This is a genomic window from Halomonas almeriensis (genome assembly GCF_030409235.1).
GTDB classification, from domain to species: domain Bacteria; phylum Pseudomonadota; class Gammaproteobacteria; order Pseudomonadales; family Halomonadaceae; genus Halomonas; species Halomonas almeriensis.
Genome location: NZ_JAUFPO010000009.1, coordinates 501,144 through 517,739 on the forward strand (window position 1 = coordinate 501,144; position 16,596 = coordinate 517,739).

17 protein-coding genes are annotated in these 16,596 nt (G+C 63.9%); 10 read left to right on the top strand and 7 right to left on the bottom strand.

Annotated elements, in window-relative coordinates; all coding sequences use genetic code 11:
• Positions 1-18: 18 nt before the first annotated feature.
• From QWY74_RS09115 to QWY74_RS09125, 3 genes are all read left to right on the top strand, one after another.
• Complete coding sequence (locus QWY74_RS09115) at positions 19-825, top strand: symmetrical bis(5'-nucleosyl)-tetraphosphatase (protein ID WP_290314196.1); 807 nt, start codon at positions 19-21, stop codon at positions 823-825.
• A gap of 70 nt (positions 826-895) precedes the next feature.
• Positions 896-1,243, top strand: coding sequence for a thiosulfate sulfurtransferase GlpE (glpE, locus tag QWY74_RS09120; protein WP_264823979.1), 348 nt, complete (start codon positions 896-898; stop codon positions 1,241-1,243).
• On the top strand, positions 1,236-2,366 hold the full coding sequence (locus QWY74_RS09125) for a tRNA nucleotidyltransferase/poly(A) polymerase-related protein (protein ID WP_264823978.1): 1,131 nt from the start codon (positions 1,236-1,238) through the stop codon (positions 2,364-2,366). Before glpE ends, QWY74_RS09125 begins: the two co-directional genes overlap by 8 nt.
• A 12-nt stretch (positions 2,367-2,378) precedes the next feature.
• Here the strand turns inward: QWY74_RS09125 and folK are convergent, their stop codons facing one another.
• Both folK and folB read right to left on the bottom strand, forming a co-directional pair.
• Positions 2,379-2,903 carry a 2-amino-4-hydroxy-6-hydroxymethyldihydropteridine diphosphokinase gene (folK, locus tag QWY74_RS09130; RefSeq protein WP_264823977.1) on the bottom strand — a complete coding sequence of 175 codons (525 nt, stop codon included), beginning with the start codon at positions 2,901-2,903 and terminating at the stop codon, positions 2,379-2,381.
• Positions 2,900-3,268 carry a dihydroneopterin aldolase gene (gene folB / locus QWY74_RS09135; protein WP_264823976.1) on the bottom strand — a complete coding sequence of 123 codons (369 nt, stop codon included), beginning with the start codon at positions 3,266-3,268 and terminating at the stop codon, positions 2,900-2,902. The genes folK and folB overlap by 4 nt, the downstream gene beginning before the upstream one ends.
• 144 nt (positions 3,269-3,412) lie before the next feature.
• Here folB and QWY74_RS09140 point away from each other — a divergent pair, with 144 nt between their 5' ends.
• Positions 3,413-3,988, top strand: a complete 576-nt coding sequence (locus tag QWY74_RS09140) for a glycerol-3-phosphate acyltransferase (RefSeq protein ID WP_264823975.1) — start codon at positions 3,413-3,415, stop codon at positions 3,986-3,988.
• A gap of 284 nt (positions 3,989-4,272) precedes the next feature.
• Here the strand turns inward: QWY74_RS09140 and tsaD are convergent, their stop codons facing one another.
• The gene (gene tsaD, locus QWY74_RS09145; protein WP_290314199.1) at positions 4,273-5,301 is read right to left on the bottom strand and encodes a tRNA (adenosine(37)-N6)-threonylcarbamoyltransferase complex transferase subunit TsaD; all 1,029 of its coding nucleotides are present in this window, start codon (positions 5,299-5,301) and stop codon (positions 4,273-4,275) included.
• 250 nt (positions 5,302-5,551) lie between these two features.
• On the opposite strand from tsaD, the gene rpsU reads away from it, so the two are divergent.
• The 3 genes from rpsU (at position 5,552) to rpoD (ending at position 9,881) form a co-directional block, all read left to right on the top strand.
• On the top strand, positions 5,552-5,767 hold the full coding sequence (rpsU, locus tag QWY74_RS09150) for a 30S ribosomal protein S21 (RefSeq protein WP_013333229.1): 216 nt from the start codon (positions 5,552-5,554) through the stop codon (positions 5,765-5,767).
• Between the two features lie 199 nt (positions 5,768-5,966).
• Positions 5,967-7,787 carry a DNA primase gene (gene dnaG, locus QWY74_RS09155; protein WP_290314200.1) on the top strand — a complete coding sequence of 607 codons (1,821 nt, stop codon included), beginning with the start codon at positions 5,967-5,969 and terminating at the stop codon, positions 7,785-7,787.
• A gap of 249 nt (positions 7,788-8,036) precedes the next feature.
• Complete coding sequence (rpoD, locus tag QWY74_RS09160) at positions 8,037-9,881, top strand: RNA polymerase sigma factor RpoD (RefSeq protein WP_264823972.1); 1,845 nt, start codon at positions 8,037-8,039, stop codon at positions 9,879-9,881.
• A 93-nt stretch (positions 9,882-9,974) separates the two neighbouring features.
• Here the strand turns inward: rpoD and QWY74_RS09165 are convergent, their stop codons facing one another.
• The gene (locus tag QWY74_RS09165; RefSeq protein ID WP_264823971.1) at positions 9,975-10,613 is read right to left on the bottom strand and encodes a hypothetical protein; all 639 of its coding nucleotides are present in this window, start codon (positions 10,611-10,613) and stop codon (positions 9,975-9,977) included.
• Positions 10,614-10,691: 78 nt separating this feature from the next.
• Positions 10,692-11,624 (bottom strand): LysR substrate-binding domain-containing protein, encoded by a 933-nt coding sequence (locus QWY74_RS09170; RefSeq protein WP_264823970.1) that lies wholly within the window; start codon positions 11,622-11,624, stop codon positions 10,692-10,694.
• A 200-nt stretch (positions 11,625-11,824) separates the two neighbouring features.
• Between QWY74_RS09170 and QWY74_RS09175 the strand changes: the two genes are divergently transcribed.
• The gene (locus tag QWY74_RS09175; protein ID WP_264823969.1) at positions 11,825-13,204 is read left to right on the top strand and encodes an L-serine ammonia-lyase; all 1,380 of its coding nucleotides are present in this window, start codon (positions 11,825-11,827) and stop codon (positions 13,202-13,204) included.
• A gap of 6 nt (positions 13,205-13,210) precedes the next feature.
• On the opposite strand, the gene QWY74_RS09180 is transcribed toward QWY74_RS09175, so the two are convergent.
• The gene (locus QWY74_RS09180; RefSeq protein ID WP_264823968.1) at positions 13,211-14,113 is read right to left on the bottom strand and encodes a LysR family transcriptional regulator; all 903 of its coding nucleotides are present in this window, start codon (positions 14,111-14,113) and stop codon (positions 13,211-13,213) included.
• A 122-nt stretch (positions 14,114-14,235) separates the two neighbouring features.
• Here QWY74_RS09180 and QWY74_RS09185 point away from each other — a divergent pair, with 122 nt between their 5' ends.
• Both QWY74_RS09185 and fghA read left to right on the top strand, forming a co-directional pair.
• Positions 14,236-15,345 carry an S-(hydroxymethyl)glutathione dehydrogenase/class III alcohol dehydrogenase gene (locus tag QWY74_RS09185; RefSeq protein WP_264823967.1) on the top strand — a complete coding sequence of 370 codons (1,110 nt, stop codon included), beginning with the start codon at positions 14,236-14,238 and terminating at the stop codon, positions 15,343-15,345.
• Between the two features lie 63 nt (positions 15,346-15,408).
• Entirely contained in the window at positions 15,409-16,260 is an 852-nt protein-coding gene (gene fghA, locus QWY74_RS09190; RefSeq protein WP_264823966.1) for an S-formylglutathione hydrolase, read from the top strand.
• Here the strand turns inward: fghA and QWY74_RS09195 are convergent.
• Complete coding sequence (locus QWY74_RS09195; protein WP_290314201.1) at positions 16,236-16,460, bottom strand: hypothetical protein; 225 nt, start codon at positions 16,458-16,460, stop codon at positions 16,236-16,238. The two genes, fghA and QWY74_RS09195, sit on opposite strands and share 25 nt — an antisense overlap.
• Positions 16,461-16,596 lie beyond the last annotated feature (136 nt).

Below are 16,596 nucleotides of genomic sequence, written 5' to 3' on the forward strand. Positions count from 1 at the left end.
ATCGTCACGGGAGGCGGCATGTCCACCTATGTCATCGGCGATCTCCAGGGTTGCCACGCCGAATTCATCGCGCTGCTCGAGCGCCTGTCGTTCGAGCCGCGTCGCGACCGGCTGTGGCTGGCCGGCGACCTGGTCAATCGTGGTCCCGGCTCACGGGACTGTCTGCGCGAAGTCATGGCGCTGGGCGAGAGTGCCGAAGTGGTGCTGGGTAATCATGACCTGCACCTGCTGGCGGTCGCCCGCGGCGGCGCCGGGCTCAAGCGCAAGGATACCCTGGTGCCGGTGCTCGAGGCGCCTGACCGGGAGGCGCTGCTGGACTGGTTGCAGAGTCGCCCGCTGCTGGTGCGGCGTGACGCCACGGTGATGACCCACGCCGGCCTGCCGCCCCAATGGAGCATCGATCAGGCCGAGCGACGGGCAACGGAGGTCGAGGAATGCCTGCGCAGTGAACAGGCCGGCACCTTTCTCGAGCGCATGTATGGCAACCAGCCTGCCGCCTGGCATGAGGCGCTCGAAGGCATCGAGCGTCAGCGGGTCATCGTCAACACCCTGACGCGCATGCGCTTCATTGATTACCAGGGACGGCTTGATTTTGCCGCCAAGGCAGGACTGGATACGGCCCCGGCGGGGTTCGCTCCCTGGTTCCAGTTCCCGCGTGACGACCAGGCGTACCTGCTGTTCGGTCACTGGGCGGCGCTGGAGGGGCGTACCCCTGACAGTCGGGTCAGGGCCGAGGCCCTGGATACCGGCTGTGTCTGGGGCGGCAGTCTGACAGCGCTCAATCTGGACAATGGTGAGCGCATCAGTGTGCCCAGTCAGCAATAAGCCGGGCCTCGCTCAGAACACCTTCTCAGGGGGCCATACCGGCCACGAGCATCATTACGAGGAGCGCATCATGACATCGCCCCAGTTTCAGCACCTGGACGTCGCCACCCTGGCCGACTGGCTCGAGTCAGCTCAGCCGTTGACCCTGGTGGATATCCGCGACCCGGCCAGCTTCACCGCCGGGCATCTGCCCGAGAGTCGCCACCTGGACAACGACGGCGTGCCGGCCCTGTTGGCCGAGGCCGATCGTCGGACGCCGCTGGTGGTGGTCTGCTACCACGGCAATTCCAGCCAGCAGGCGGCAGCCTGGCTGGCCGGGCAAGGCTTCGAGGCCGTATACAGCCTGGATGGCGGCTTCAGTGACTGGTCGGCCCGTTATCCCGAACGCGTGGCCGAGGGAGCACCCGGTGGTGGCTGATCGCTGTCTCGCCGGGCTCGAGGTCTACCGGGTCGGCGGGGCCGTGCGTGACGACTTGCTGGGCAAGCCGGTCACGGATGTCGACTGGGTAGTGGTCGGCGCCACGCCGGAGGAGATGTTGGCGCGAGGCTTCAAGCCGGTCGGCACGGATTTCCCCGTCTTTCTCCACCCCGACAGCCACGAGGAGTACGCCCTGGCGCGCACCGAGCGCAAGTCCGGGCATGGTTACACCGGCTTCGAGGTCCATGCCAGCCCCTCGGTCACGCTGGAGGAGGACCTCGAGCGGCGCGACCTGACCATCAATGCCATGGCCCGTGCGGCAGATGGCACCCTGGTAGACCCCTTTGGCGGCCAGGCGGATCTGGCCGCTCGCCTGCTGCGCCATGTCTCGCCGGCGTTTATCGAGGATCCGCTGCGCGTGTTGCGCGTTGCGCGGTTTATGGCCCGCTATGCCGGACGGGGCTTTGTCGTCGCCGATGACACACTGGCCCTGATGCGCCGCCTCGTCGATAGTGGCGAACTCGACCATCTGGCGGCCGAGCGGGTCTGGGTGGAGACCGCCAAGGCGCTGGCCGAGCCCTGGCCCGAGCGTTACTTTGCGGCACTGCAGGCTTGCGGGGCCCTGGATGCCCTGATGCCCGAGCTGGGAAGCTCCCTCGAGGACGACCTTTCGCGGCTCCACCAGCTGCCCGAGGACGTGGAAGCGGACGAGGTCGTGGCCTGGCGCTGGGCTCGGCTGGTCGAGCCCTTGGATTCTCCGGCCCGGCGCCGGCTGGCCGAACGCTTCAAGCTGCCCGGGCGGGTGAGTCGGCTGGCCGAACAGGTCGGGGCGACACGCCGCCTGGTCCAGGCGCCGGGCGCACTGGACGGGCGACGCATCATGGACTGGTTCGAACGCATCGACGCCTGGCGTCGCCGCGATGCCGTGGCCCCCCTCGTGGCGCTGGTGAGCCTCGAGGCACCCGAACGGGCCGAGGAGCTGGCCCTGGCCTGGCGGCTGGCGACCCAGGTGCTGCCGCAGACGCTGGTTGACGAAGGATACAAGGGCAGGGCGCTTGGAGACGAGCTGAGGCGCCGTCGTCATCGCGCCATCGATGCGGCCCTGGGGCACGCTCGCGGCTAGGCTCGCAACGGGCTAGTCGGTGGCGCCGGCGGAAAGGTCGGTGCCCCGCCAGATGAAGGAGGATGGCCAGAGCGGCTGGTCGTCGCAGTCGAGTTGCTGCCAGAGTTCCCGGTAGCGCTTGCCATTGACGGCATGCCGGCCTTCCGGCATCAGCTCGGCCAGTGGCCTGAGAACGAAGGCATGGTGCAGGATCTCGTCACGGGGCAGGCTGACGCCGTCATGTTCACCGGTCAGGCCGCCGACGTCCAGCAGGTCGATGTCCAGGGTGCGGGGGCTGAACTTGGGGCTGTCGGGCAGACGCCCGTTGGCGAACTCCAGCCGCTTGCACCACGCCTGGAGGTCACCCACCGGCCAGTCGCACTCAAAGAGCACGACCAGGTTGAAGAAGTTGCGTCCATCCTCGAAGCCCACCGGCCGGCTTTCGTAGACCGTCGAGATACGCAGCTCGCCGAAGGTCTCGGCCAGGGCGTCTAGGCAGGCACGGACGTGTCGTTCGCGATCGATGTTGCTGCCGATGCTGACGCTGACCAGGCTCATGAGGACGCCTCCTCGCGGGTGCCACGTTCGATGCGTACCCCGACCGCGCTGGCCGCTGCCACGGCACCGGGCTTGCGCACGGTCAGACGAAGCCAGGGTATCGGAAACTCGTCGCGCAGTCGCTCGGCGAGCTGTTCGGCGAAGGTCTCGACCAGCGCGAACGAGCGGGTTTCGCCGAACTGGCCGATGCGCTCGCTGATGGCTGCATAGTCGAGTGTATGGTCGATGGCGTCACCGGCCGCGGCAGGACGGATGTCCGTGCCCAGCTCCAGGTCCAGCACCAGCGTCTGGGTCATGGTGCGTTCCCAATCGTAGACACCGATGACGGTGTCAATGTGCAGGGATTCGATCAGTACGAGGTCCATCAGGCATCCAGGCGCATGTGGCGGTTCGAGCAGGTTGGAACGCTATGATTGTACGCGAGCCGGGTCGCTGACAACAGCGGCGCACTGTCGCCGAATGCCGCCGGCTGGCAGAATGCTTCCTGAATCCCTCTGCGGGGCAGCGTCGTGCTGGAGACATTCGAAACGACCCTTCTGCTGATGGCGCTCGGTTACCTCAGTGGCACCTGGTTGGGGGCCCTGACGGTTTGTCGGCTTGCCGGGTTGGGTGACCCGCGCCTGTCGGGCTCCTGCAACCCGGGCTTCTCCAATGTCTTGAGGCTGTACGGCGCGGAACCGGCGCTCGCCACCTTGCTGGTGGATGTGATCAAGGGGATGCCCGTGCTGTGGCTGGCGTCCTGGCTCGCTCTGCCTCCCTGGGCCCAGGGGGGCGTGGGGTTTGCCGTGCTGCTGGGACACAGCTACCCGGTCTGGCACGCATGGCGCGGGGGGCGTGCAGTGGCCAGCGCCTTCGGTGTCCTGCTGATGCTGACACCACCGGTGGCGATCTGCTGCGCCCTGGTCTGGTCCCTGCTGGCCCTGAATGGACGCACCTCGGCCCTGGCCTCCCTGACCAGCGCCGCCCTGGCACCACTGCTGACGTTGTGGCTGGTACCGGCGTACAGCGAGATGGTCATCATCTTCACCCTGCTGGTGTTTACTCGCCATGCGCTGTACCTGCGCCGCTGGCCGGGAGCGCGATAAGCCCGCGCTTCGAGCTTCGAGCTTCGAGCTGCGAGCAGCAAGCGTTGGTCATGCGCCATAGGCTCCTGGTTGGCACCCAACCGCTCGTGACTCGTTTCTCGTATCCCGCCAAGAGCCGCGCACAGACTACAAGCCCGCATCGACTACCAACCGCTCGTTACTCGAGCCTCGAGCTTCGAGCTGCGAGCAGCAAGCGTTGGTCATGCGCCATAGGCCCCTGGCTGGCACCCAACCGCTCGTATCTCGTGGCTCGTTTCTCGTTCCTCGGCGCCCGCCGCCCGCCGTCAGGGCCGCTGGAGCTGCTCCAGCGGCCAGCGAGGGGTAGCCTGCATCCGGCCGATCACGTCACGCTCGCCGGCCAGCAGGCGTTGCGCACCGGCGTAGGCGATCATGGCCCCGTTATCGGTGCAGAAACGGCCGCGCGGGTAGTAGACATCGGCACCGCGCTTAGCGGTTTCGCCTTCCAGGCGTTCACGTAAACGCTGGTTGGCACTGACCCCGCCGGCGATCACCAGGCGAGTCAGGCCGGTGGCATCGAGGGCGCGGCGGCACTTGATGGCCAGGGTGTCGGCCACGGCCTCTTCGAAGGCGCGTGCCACATCGGCGCGGGCCTGCTCGTCCAGCGTCTGCTGCTGCTCGAGCTGGCGAATCGTGGTCAGGGTGTGGGTCTTGAGGCCCGAGAAACTGAAGTCCAGCCCGGGGCGGTCGGTCATCGGTCGGGGAAAGCGCCAGCGCCGGGCATCTCCTTGGCTGGCCAGGCGAGCCACGGCAGGGCCGCCGGGGTAGTCCAGGTCGAGCATCTTGGCAGCCTTGTCGAAGGCTTCGCCGGCGGCATCATCCACCGACTCGCCGAGCAGGCGGTACTGACCGATGCCGCTGACCTCGACCAGCTGGGTGTGGCCGCCCGAGACCAGGAGTGCCACGAAGGGGAAGGCCGGTGGACGGGGCTCCAGCATGGGGGCCAGCAGGTGGCCCTCCATGTGATGAACGCCGAGCACCGGTAGATCCAGCGCCCGCGCCATGCCGTGTGCGGTGCTTGCGCCTACCATTAGCGCGCCCACCAATCCCGGCCCGGCGGTGTAAGCGATGGCATCGAGGCCCCGGCGATCGAGGCCGGCATCGTCCAGCACCTTGCTGATCAGCGGCAGGAGTCGTCGGGTATGGTCACGTGAGGCGAGCTCCGGCACTACACCACCGTACTCGGCGTGCATGGCCACCTGGCTGTGCAGGGCATCTGCCCTGAGACCGTGTTCGGTGTCGAAGAGGGCAACGCCCGTCTCGTCGCAGGATGTCTCTATCCCCAATACCCGCATGTTCCTGGCCTGTTGAGTCGCAAATCGTCACATTCTACCCCTTTGGCGTCCCCGAAGGCAGGGTGTGGCAACGAAACGGTTTGCATGCCTCGAGTACGGCGTCTAGAATATTGTGCGCTGCAAGACTGGGTCGTGCGCCCGGATTCCCCTGTCATGATGTGGCGCTCGCAACTCGAGCGCTCGTATTGCCAGGTGGCTGCGCGGCGTGCGTTCTAACCGAACTCAAGTTTTTAAGGTAGGTGAGTGCTTAATGCCTTCTGTCAAAGTACGCGATAACGAGCCGTTTGACGTCGCCCTGCGTCGCTTCAAGCGTTCCTGTGAAAAAGCCGGTGTGCTGTCCGAAGTACGCCGTCGTGAGCAGTACGAGAAGCCGACTGCAGAGCGCAAGCGCAAGGCGGCGGCTGCCGTCAAGCGTCATGCCAAGAAGTTGCAGCGCGAGCGCAAGCGTTTCGAACGGCTCTATTGATCCGTACTTGAGGCGGCGTTTCGCGTCGTCTTGGGAGGATGCCAAGCGGCCGCCATCAGGTGGCCGCTTGTTTTTACCCCCTTGCTGCCAGTCGCAGGCGCACTGGCTCGCCGAACTCGATTGTCGAGTCGACATGGTCTGGGTGTCGTCCTGCAGAGCTGGCGCATTGTCGTGTCGCTTTGATCTCGGGGTAGTCTGAATGGCCGGACAGATTCCACAGCGCTTCATTGATGACCTGCTGGCGCGTACCGATGTGGTCGATATCGTGTCCGAGCGCGTCAAGCTCAAGAAAACCGGTCGCAACCACTCCGGCCTGTGCCCCTTCCACCAGGAAAAGTCCCCGTCCTTCACCGTCAGTGCTGACAAGCAGTTCTATCACTGTTTTGGCTGCGGGGCACACGGCAACGCCTTGCGTTTCCTCATGGAGTACGACCGCCTGGCCTTCCCCGAGGCCGTCGAGCAACTGGCCGCTCGGCTGGGGCTCGATGTGCCGCGCGAGGGCCAGGATGATCCGCACCAACAGTTTCGTGAGCGCAAGCGCAAGGAGGGCGTCAACCTGCTGGAGCTGGCCGCGAGCTTTTTTCGCGAGCGCATGAAGATGCCCGAAGGTCGCCAGGCTCGTGACTACCTGGATCAGCGCGGCTTGTCGCCCGAGGTGGTGCGCGAGTTCGGTATCGGCTTTGCGCCGGCCGAATGGGAGGCCCTGCGTCACCATCTCGGAGAGCATGGTATTAGTGAGGCTGTGCAGATCGAGTATGGCTTGCTGGTGCATCGCGAGGACAGCGGACGCATGTATGACCGTTTCCGCGATCGAGTCATGTTTCCGATTCGCGATATTCGCGGTCGCACCGTGGCCTTTGGCGGCCGGGTGCTGGGCGATGGCAAGCCCAAGTATCTGAACTCCCCCGAGACGCCGGTGTTCCACAAGGGGCGCGAGCTCTATGGTCTCTATGAGGCCCGTCAGGCGCACTCGCGACTCGAGCGTGTCGTGATCGTCGAGGGTTACATGGACGTGGTGGCCCTGGCCCAGTTCGGCATTCGCAATGCCGTGGCGACCCTGGGCACCGCGACCACGGAAGATCACCTGTCACGGCTGTTTCGGGTCGTGGACGAGGTGGTGTTCTGCTTCGACGGCGATCGCGCCGGTCGCCAGGCCGCCGACAGGGCCCTGCGCACCGCCTTGCCGATGATGATCGATGGCCGCCAGGCCAGGTTCCTGTTTCTGCCGGAAGGTGAGGATCCGGATACTCTGGTGCGTCGTGAGGGCGCGGACGGCTTCGCGGACAGAGTGACCTGCGCCAGCCCCTTGTCCGAGTTCCTCTTCGAGCAGGCCGCCCAGGGGCGCGATCTGGGGCATATCGAGGAGCGCGAACGCTATGCCAGCCAGGTGCTCGACGCCATCGGTCAGTTGCCGGATGGCATGCTGAAGTCGCTGTTGCTCACCGAGCTCTCGCGCCGCACCGGTGTTGATCAATCGAGTTTCGAGTCGATCATGCTACGACATTCCGGCGCCGCCCAGCAGGCACCGGCGGATTCCAGCCAGCCCTTGCCGGCCGGCGAGCCTTTGCCCGCGCCGAACGAGGCCGTCGGGCAGGGCGGATCCCTGGGGTTAATGGCCCGCGCCCTGCAACTCCTGGTGCACGAGCCGGGGCTCGTCGAGCGGTTACCCGACAACGATAACTGGTGTGCTCTGGACCAGCCAGATGCGCGGCTCTGCTATCAGGTGGTGAGGCTGCTCAAGGCGGGGGGCTACCGGAGTGCCCAGGTGCTGCTGGCACATTTTCACGGCACTCCGGAGGGGGAACGGCTGGCCGAGCTGGCGCGGCGACAGCCGCTGGTGCCCAAGGAGGTACGCGGAGCCGAGCTGGAAAACTGGGTGTCCTACTTTCAGCGGCATCGCCAGCAGCGCTCGCCACAGGATGAGTATGATGCCTTGCTGGCGCGCAGTCGTGCCGGGGAAACGCTTTCCCAGCAGGAGCGGCAACGCCTCAGCGAGCTGCTGATGGAACTCAAGGGATGATGGCGTCAAGGAAGACAGGCGTCGCCGGCAGTGAAGTTGGCGTGCGGCTTGAATTCTTGCCTACCATCACCATATTGATGGATAAGAAAACGTTATCCAACAGGACAAACTACCACACCTGAATGACCGCGCAAATACATTGTACTGGCAAAGCAGGGCGTTTTAACGCTATACTGTTCGGCTTATCGTATTTTGTCACCGCCTCAGTGCTTCAGGTGCTTCATTCTTCTTCGTCGAGATAGGGTTTCTATGGCTGGAAATGCGCAGCAGCAGTCACGTCTGAAGGAGTTGATCGCGCGCGGCAAGGAACAGGGTTTCCTGACCTATGCCGAGGTCAACGACCATCTACCCGAGGATATCGCCGACCCGGATCAGGTGGAAGACATAATCGGCATGATCAATGACATGGGGATCAATGTCGTCGAGGAGGCTCCCGACGAGGATACCCTGATGATGTCCGATCAATCCACCGACGAGTCGGCGGCCGAAGAGGCTGTGGCGGCATTGGCGGCGGTGGAAAGCGATGTGGGCAGAACCACTGACCCGGTGCGCATGTACATGCGCGAGATGGGTACCGTGGAGCTGCTGACGCGCGAGGGCGAGATCGAGATTGCCAAGCGCATCGAGGAAGGTACTCGCGAGGTCATGTTCGCGCTGGCCTATCTGCCCGGTGCCGTGGATTCCATTCTCGAGGCCTATGACGCCACCCAGGACGAGGAAGCGCCGGGTCGTCTTTCCGATCTGTTTTCCGGCTTCATTGACCCCGATGAAGGCATCCCCGGTGTGGCCGAGGCCGAGGTGCCGGAACCCCAGCCCGTCCATAAGACGGCCGAGGGTGAAGGCGACGAGGACGTCGAGGCCGAGGAAGAGGAGACCGGCGGCGGTCCTGACCCGGAAGAGGCCAGAGCGCGCTTCGAGCAGATTCGCGAACAGAACGAGGCCGCGCGTCGAGCCATCGAGGCGCATGGTAGGGCGGCCAAGGAAGCGCAGAGCGAGCTTGCGCGTCTGGCGGAGCTGTTCTCGCCGATCAAGCTGGTGCCCAAGCACTTCGAGCGCCTGGTCGGACAGGTGCGTATCAGCGTCGAGCAGGTGCGTGCCCAGGAAAAGGCCATCATGCAGCTGTGTGTCAAGAAGGCCAAGCTGCCGCGCAAGACCTTCATCAAGTCGTTCCCGGGCAACGAGTCCAATCAGGAATGGCTCGATGCCTTCATGGCCGACAACAGCAGGCATGCGGCCCGGCTCGAGCCGCTGAAGGGCGAGATCCAGCGCTCTCAGCGCAAGATTGCCTTCGAGGAAGAAATGGTCGCGCTGGCGGTTACCGATCTCAAGGAAGTCAACCGCAAGCTGTCCATCGGCGAAGCCAAGGCACGCCGTGCCAAGAAGGAAATGGTCGAGGCCAACCTGCGCCTGGTGATCTCGATCGCCAAGAAGTACACCAATCGTGGCCTGCAGTTCCTGGACCTGATCCAGGAAGGCAACATCGGCCTGATGAAGGCGGTGGACAAGTTCGAATACCGTCGTGGTTACAAGTTCTCGACCTATGCCACTTGGTGGATTCGTCAGGCCATCACGCGCTCCATCGCCGACCAGGCGCGGACCATCCGCATCCCGGTGCACATGATCGAGACCATCAACAAGCTCAATCGTGTGTCGCGTCAGATGCTCCAGGAGATGGGGCGCGAGCCCACGCCGGAGGAGCTCGGCGAGCGTCTCGAGATGCCCGAGGACAAGGTGCGCAAGGTGTTGAAGATCGCCAAGGAGCCGATCTCTATGGAGACACCGATCGGCGATGACGATGATTCGCACCTCGGCGACTTCATCGAGGACGGCACCATGGTGCTGCCTATCGATTCGGCCACCGGCGAGGGGCTGATCGAGGCCACCCGCAACGTGCTGGGCGGCCTGACGGCTCGCGAGGCCAAGGTATTGCGCATGCGCTTCGGCATCGACATGAATACCGACCACACCCTCGAGGAAGTCGGCAAGCAGTTCGATGTCACCCGTGAGCGGATCCGTCAGATCGAGGCCAAGGCGCTGCGCAAGCTGCGCCACCCGTCGCGCTCCGAGCCCCTGCGTTCCTTCCTCGACGAGTAAGTCGCCACGCGCAAGCGCCATCGCGACCTTTCCGATCACAACGCCCGCGGAGTTTCCGTGGGCGTTGTCGTTTGCAGGGCTGTTGTGCCGGGGTCAGGCGCTGGCCTTGTGCCACCGCCGCATCAGCAACAGCAGCTCCACCATGGCCAGCACCAGCAGGGTGTAGCCGAACATCTCGCTGACTTCCTCGGCGGCATTCTTGAACACGCGCACATAGCCTTCGGCCAGCATGGCCTGCCATAGCTCCCCCCGGCCGAAGAGGCGCGAGAACACATAGGTGGTCAGAAAGCCGGCGGCAAACAGACCGAAGGAAAAGGTGCCGCTGTAGCGGTTCATTTCCTCGACAAAGGCACGACGGTGGCGCGCGACCTGATAGAGAACAGGCGCGACCAGCAGGCTGACAAGAACCTGCCAGGCGCCGTCGGCCACATAATGGTCGAGCCAGCTGTCCTGTTCGCGAATCAGGGAGGCGCCGAACAGGCCAATCAGCAGCAGGGTCACCCGCGGCAACTGCTGATACCGCCAGCGTGCGAACAGGGTCAGAGTGCCGGCCAGTACCAGCAGCAGCGTCTGGGTGAATTCGGTGAAGCCGACCTCGGAAAATTCCTGTTCGATGGGTTGCCGGGCTTCCAGCATCACGCCTTCCATGAGCGCGATGATCACGAGTATGTAAGCGACGGCGCGCAGGCAGGTCGGGCGAAAGTCGATGCGGTCTGGGTTGATGGGCGTCATCCGATGGTCTCACGGCCTGGTAAATCAAGCGTTCATATTATACGCGAGGCAATCGTCTTGCGCCTCCTGTCGAGGAGATCAGCGGCGGTGCGCTCGGTGCCGGCGTTGTGCTTCCTCGACCAGCCAGTCATGCACCGCCCTGACCCGACGGTCATCCAGGGCGCCGGCCGAGTAGACGATGCCGTAGTGCATGCCGGTTGCCACCCTTTGCTCGAACGGAGCGATCAGAGTACCGGTATCCAGTTCATCGGTGATCAGCGTCTGGCGCGCGATGGCCACCCCCATGCCGGCGATGGCCGCCTCCATGGTCAGGTGGTTGCGGTTGAAGGTATAGCCGCGCTGCACATTGAGGGGAGGGGCATCAATCGCCGCGAGATAGTGCTCCCATTCGCCATGATCGCGACTGCCGCGCCAGGCGGTGACATCGTGCAGCAAGGGGTACCAGGAAAGGTCCTCGGGGCGGCGCAGAGGCGGGCGGCCGCGCAGCAGGGCGGGTGAGCAGACCGGAAAGATTGTTTCCTCGAGCAGCGGCGTGATGGTCAGCCCGGGGGTCTGGCCATCATTCAGGTCCAGCGCCAGGTCAAAATCGCCTTCGCGCAGCGAGGTGCTGCTGTCCTCTGAGGTGATGTGCAGCTCGATGTCGGGGAAGCGTGCCTGCAGCCGCGGCAGGCGCGGCATCAACCATTTGTTGAGAAAGGAGGGGATGCTGCGCAACCGGATGACCCCGCTCATCACGCCGCTGCGCAGGCGTTTCACTTCCAGGCCCACGGACTGATAGGCCTCGTCGACCACGCTGGCCAGTCGCCGTCCTTCCTCGGTCAGGGTCAGGCGCCTGGGGAGGCGCTGAAACAGCTTGAAGCCCAGTCGCTCCTCCAGCTGCTTGATTTGCTGGCTGACTGCGCCGGTGGTCACGTGAAGTTCTTCCGCCGCCCGCGTGAACGACAGGTGATGCGCGCTGACGGCGAAGACTTTCAGCCAGGCGTGGGTCTGGGAGTTGAGAAGGCGGCTCATGGTTTAGTCAAACTATACTCAAAGCAAGATATTCTCGATTGTACCCGAGGAAAGCTGGGACCAACATAGGGGAAATTCTCCATAAAAACCAGCTGGCTTTAGCCTGACTGACACGAAGGCAGAAAGCTCGGCCCTCGAGGGCGGGCTGGCGTAACGACCCTGACGACCGGAACTGCCGGTCCGGCAATGAGGCACCCACCATGGCAATTAGCGTCTTCGACCTGTTCAAGATCGGTATCGGTCCGTCCAGTTCTCATACGGTGGGGCCGATGCAGGCGGCTCATGACTTCGTGCAGGCACTGCGCGCCCGGGACCTGCTGGAGCGCGTGGCCCGTATCGAGGTTCATCTGCATGGCTCGCTGTCATCCACCGGCAAGGGGCATGGCACGGATCGCGCCACCATCATGGGGCTGATGGGCGAGCGGCCACAGGCCATCGACCCGGATATCATCTCGCCGAGCATCGAGGAGCTGCTGGAATCCCAGACCCTGCTGCTCGACGGGCGCCTGGCCATTCCCTTCGTCTGGACGCGCGACCTGCAGTGGCATGACGAGAGTCTGCCTTACCATCCCAATGCCATGACGCTGGTGGCGCACGGCCATGCCGACGAGCTGTATCGTAATGTCTTCTACTCGGTAGGCGGCGGGTTCGTGGTCGACCAGGGCCAGGTCGATCGCGATGAGCTGGATGCCGACACCACGGCACTGCCTTATGACTTCAACAGTGCCGGTGAGCTGCTGGCCCTGTGTCGTCTGCATGACCTGCGCATCAGCGAGCTGATGATGGAAAACGAGAAGGCCTGGCGCGACGAGGCGGAGATTCGGGCCGGGCTCTGGCAGATCTGGGAAGCCATGCAGGCGTGTGTTCAGCAGGGCTTCGCCAATGAAGGGGTTCTGCCCGGCGGGCTCGACGTCAAGCGGCGTGCGGCCGCGCTGCATCGTCGGCTCGAGGCCATGGAAGATGATCAGAGCCTGATTTCCACCACCTTTTCCGCCATGGACTGGGTCAATGTCTTTGCCCTGGCGGTCAACGAGGAGAATGCCGCCGGCGGACGCATGGTGACAGCGCCGACCAATGGTGCGGCCGGCATCATTCCGGCGGTGCTGCATTACTACATGCGCTTCCAGCACGATGCCTGCGAGCGCAATGTGGTGGACTTTCTGCTGACGGCCGGCGCTATCGGCATCCTCTGCAAGAAGAATGCCTCCATCTCGGGCGCCGAGGTGGGCTGCCAGGGCGAGGTGGGATCGGCTTGTGCCATGGCGGCAGCGGGCCTGACCGAGGTCATGGGCGGTACCGTCGGCCAGATCGAGAATGCCGCGGAAATCGGTCTGGAACACAACCTGGGGCTGACCTGCGACCCGGTCGGCGGCCTGGTGCAGGTGCCCTGTATCGAGCGCAATGCCATTGCCTCGGTCAAGGCGATCAACGCCACCCAGATGGCCCTGCGTGGCGACGGCGAGCACTTCATCTCGCTCGACAAGGCGATTCGCACCATGCGCGACACTGGGGCCGACATGCAGGAAAAGTACAAGGAAACCTCCAAGGGCGGCCTGGCCGTCAACGCCATCGAGTGTTGATCGGGCCTAAGGCTTTCCTCGACCCTGGTTCGGTAGCCGCGGGCCCAGCGACGCCACCAGAAAGTCGAGGAACTGTCGCACCTTGGGCGAGCGCTGGCGATGGCGCGGGTAGACGGCCCAGACCGCGGTGTCGTCATGCTGGTAGGCATCCAGGACGCTGATCAGCGCTCCGCTGGCCAGGTGTTGCTCCACATAGTAATCCGGCAGCTGGGCGAGCCCCAGGCCCTTGAGCACGGCATCCAATAGTGCCGGTCCGGAGTTGCCGCGCCAGGGGCCATCGACGCGCAGGTCACGTCTGACGCCGTCGACGTCGAAGCGCCAGTGATCGCGAGTACCGATCAGGCAGCGGTGGCGCGCCAGCTCGGACAGGGCATGCGGCTGGCCATGGTGCCTGAAGTAGTCGGGGGAGCCGACGACAAATTCGCGGCGCTCGCACAGCCGGCGTGCCACCAGGCTGGAGTCCTGCAGTGTGCCCATGCGGATGGCGATATCCACACCTTCATCGATGATGTCGACGCGGCGGTTTGTGAAGTGCATGGTGACTTCCAGCTGAGGATGCCGGCGCATAAAGTCGTGCACCAGTGGTGCCAGGAAACGCTCACCGAAGGTGGTCGCGCAGGTCAGGGTGAGCAGGCCGCTGGGATGGGTCTGAAGCTCCTTGACGGCAGCCTCGGCGTCTCGGAAGCCATCGAATAGATGGTGGCAGTGCTGGTAATACAGTCGGCCGGCTTCCGTCAGGCTGATGCGCCGGGTCGTGCGGTAGAGTAGCGGCGTATCCAGCTGGCGCTCGAGCTGGCTGACCAGCCGACTGACATGCGAACTCGACACGCGCAGACGTTCGGCGGCGGCGTTGAAGGCGCCCTGGCGCACGACTTCGATGAAGGCTTCGATACGGTCCCAGCGTTGCATGGAGGCGCAATCCTAACATTGTTGCTGTATGGCAATGATGTCATGAGTTTAATGCAGTTTATACGAGCCCGAGAAGTTGCCTACACTCGGGCAGTGTCCATTCATCACTGCAAGGAGTGATTATGAAATCTCGTGCTGCCGTGGCCTTGGAAGCGGGCAAGCCGCTGGAACTGACCGAAATCGACGTCGAGGGTCCGAAGTCGGGCGAGGTACTGGTGCGCATGGCCGCTACTAGTGTCTGCCACACCGACGCCTTCACGCTCTCCGGCGCTGACCCGGAAGGCAACTTTCCCTCGGTTCTGGGCCATGAGGGGGCCGGTGTGGTCGAGGAAGTCGGCGAAGGCGTGACCAGCCTGCGTCCGGGAGATCACGTCATTCCGCTGTATACCGCCGAGTGCGGCAAGTGCAAGTTCTGCCTGTCCGGCAAGACCAACCTGTGCAGCGCCGTGCGGGCCACTCAGGGCAAGGGCGTGATGCCGGATGGCACCAGCCGCCTGTCGCTGGATGGCCAGTCACTGCATCATTACATGGGCACCTCGACCTTCAGTGAGTATACGGTCGTGCCCGAGGTGTCCCTGGCCTCGGTGTCCAAGCAGGCGCCCATGGACAAGATCTGCCTGCTGGGCTGCGGTGTGACTACCGGCATCGGTGCGGTGATGAACACCGCCAAGGTCGAACCGGGCAGCACTGTGGCGGTGTTTGGCCTGGGCGCCATTGGCCTGGCAGTCATCCAGGGCGCGGTGATGGCCAAGGCCAGCCGTATCATCGCCATCGACGTGAACCCCGAGAAATTCGAGCTGGCCGAGCAGTTCGGGGCCACCGAACTCGTCAACCCCAAGGATTACGCGGGCTCTATTCAGGAGGTCATCGTCGACATGACCGATGGCGGCGTTGACTACTCCTTCGAGTGCATCGGCAATGTCAATGTCATGCGCTCGGCGCTGGAGTGCTGCCACAAGGGCTGGGGCGAGTCGATCATCATCGGTGTGGCCGGTGCCGGCGAGGAGATTTCCACGCGGCCCTTCCAGCTGGTGACCGGTCGCGTCTGGAAGGGGTCCGCCTTCGGCGGCGTCAAGGGCCGGACCGAGCTGCCCGGCTATGTCGAACGCTACATGAACGGCGAGCTCAACATCGACGACTTCATCACTCACGATATGCCGTTCGAGAAAATCAACGAGGCCTTCGAGCTGCTGCACAAGGGTGAAAGCATCCGCACCGTGCTGCACTACTGATAGCCGGCTGGCGCCGCGCGGGAAATACCGCGCGGCATGGCGCGAATTCAACGAGGACCCCTCATGACCATGACCGAAAATCTCGAGCTGGTCTCGGCCAATCGCAGCTTCGGTGGCTGGCACAAGCGTTATCGCCATCGTTCGCGGGCGCTGGACTGTGAAATGATCTTCGCCATCTATCTGCCGCCCCAGGCCGAGACCGAGCGGGTACCGCTGCTGTGGTGGCTCTCGGGACTGACCTGCAATGACGAGAACTTCATGCAGAAGGCCGGTGCCCAGCGACTGGCCGCCGAACTGGGCATCGCCATCGTCTGCCCGGATACCAGTCCCCGCGGTCTGGACCTACCCGGCGAGCATGACAGTTATGACTTCGGCTCCGGTGCCGGTTTCTATGTCAATGCCACCCAGGCGCCATGGAAAGACCATTACCGCATGTATGACTATGTGGCCGAGGAGCTGCCATCCGTGGTGCGTCAGCACTTCCCGGTGAATGGCCGCGAGTCGATCAGCGGCCACTCCATGGGCGGACATGGCGCTCTGATCATGGCCCTGCGCCGACCCGGCCACTACCGTGCCGTGTCGGCCTTTGCGCCGGTGGTCAATCCGACGCAATGCCCCTGGGGGCGCAAGGCCTTCACGGCCTATCTCGGTGAGGATGTCAGCAGCTGGACGCAATACGATGCCTGCGAGCTGGTGGCCCGCGGCGCGTCACGCCAGCCGCTGTTCATCGACCAGGGCGAAGCGGACAATTTCCTCGAGGAGCAGCTCTGCCCGTCCCGGCTGGAAGCGGTCTGTGCCGAACATGATCACCCACTGATCTTGCGCCGTCAGCCGGGCTACGACCACAGCTACTTTTTCATCGCCAGTTTCATGGAAGACCACATGCGCTATCACGCCGAGCGTCTCCTGGCCTGATGGCCGCCAGCTCGCTGGTGGTCCATGGCGAGGCGCCGGCTGATTCTGGCGTAAAGCGTCGGCTCTTCCGGGTCGGCGCTTTTTTTGATGCTTGCCGGACCGCTTGAAAGCGACATATCGTATTCAAAAGCGACGTTATTGGGCGAGTAGACCGCTTTCATGACGCTGGCAGATAATTCCGACATGTCAAAAAACGACATAAGAGTATACATTGAGAGTGAGCGGATCCGTTCCGAGCCGCTCGTGCGGCGGTTTTCAAGGGAAGCGCTGATGGAACAGGCAGTGTTGCCCTAGGGCCGCTCGACAACAACAAGATGGATCATGACGACAGTGCTG

Bases quoted from the DNA above. Each gene is read 5' to 3' on its own strand.
- QWY74_RS09115 (WP_290314196.1), top strand. From the start codon at position 19: ATGTCCACCTATGTCATCGGCGATCTCCAGGGTTGCCACGCCGAATTC.
- glpE (WP_264823979.1), top strand. From the start codon at position 896: ATGACATCGCCCCAGTTTCAGCACCTGGACGTCGCCACCCTGGCCGAC.
- folK (WP_264823977.1), bottom strand. From the start codon at position 2,903: ATGAGCCTGGTCAGCGTCAGCATCGGCAGCAACATCGATCGCGAACGA.
- folB (WP_264823976.1), bottom strand. From the start codon at position 3,268: ATGGACCTCGTACTGATCGAATCCCTGCACATTGACACCGTCATCGGT.
- tsaD (WP_290314199.1), bottom strand. From the start codon at position 5,301: ATGCGGGTATTGGGGATAGAGACATCCTGCGACGAGACGGGCGTTGCC.
- rpsU (WP_013333229.1), top strand. From the start codon at position 5,552: ATGCCTTCTGTCAAAGTACGCGATAACGAGCCGTTTGACGTCGCCCTG.
- dnaG (WP_290314200.1), top strand. From the start codon at position 5,967: ATGGCCGGACAGATTCCACAGCGCTTCATTGATGACCTGCTGGCGCGT.
- rpoD (WP_264823972.1), top strand. From the start codon at position 8,037: ATGGCTGGAAATGCGCAGCAGCAGTCACGTCTGAAGGAGTTGATCGCG.
- QWY74_RS09165 (WP_264823971.1), bottom strand. From the start codon at position 10,613: ATGACGCCCATCAACCCAGACCGCATCGACTTTCGCCCGACCTGCCTG.
- QWY74_RS09170 (WP_264823970.1), bottom strand. From the start codon at position 11,624: ATGAGCCGCCTTCTCAACTCCCAGACCCACGCCTGGCTGAAAGTCTTC.
- QWY74_RS09175 (WP_264823969.1), top strand. From the start codon at position 11,825: ATGGCAATTAGCGTCTTCGACCTGTTCAAGATCGGTATCGGTCCGTCC.
- QWY74_RS09180 (WP_264823968.1), bottom strand. From the start codon at position 14,113: ATGCAACGCTGGGACCGTATCGAAGCCTTCATCGAAGTCGTGCGCCAG.
- QWY74_RS09185 (WP_264823967.1), top strand. From the start codon at position 14,236: ATGAAATCTCGTGCTGCCGTGGCCTTGGAAGCGGGCAAGCCGCTGGAA.
- fghA (WP_264823966.1), top strand. From the start codon at position 15,409: ATGACCATGACCGAAAATCTCGAGCTGGTCTCGGCCAATCGCAGCTTC.
- QWY74_RS09195 (WP_290314201.1), bottom strand. From the start codon at position 16,460: ATGTCGTTTTTTGACATGTCGGAATTATCTGCCAGCGTCATGAAAGCG.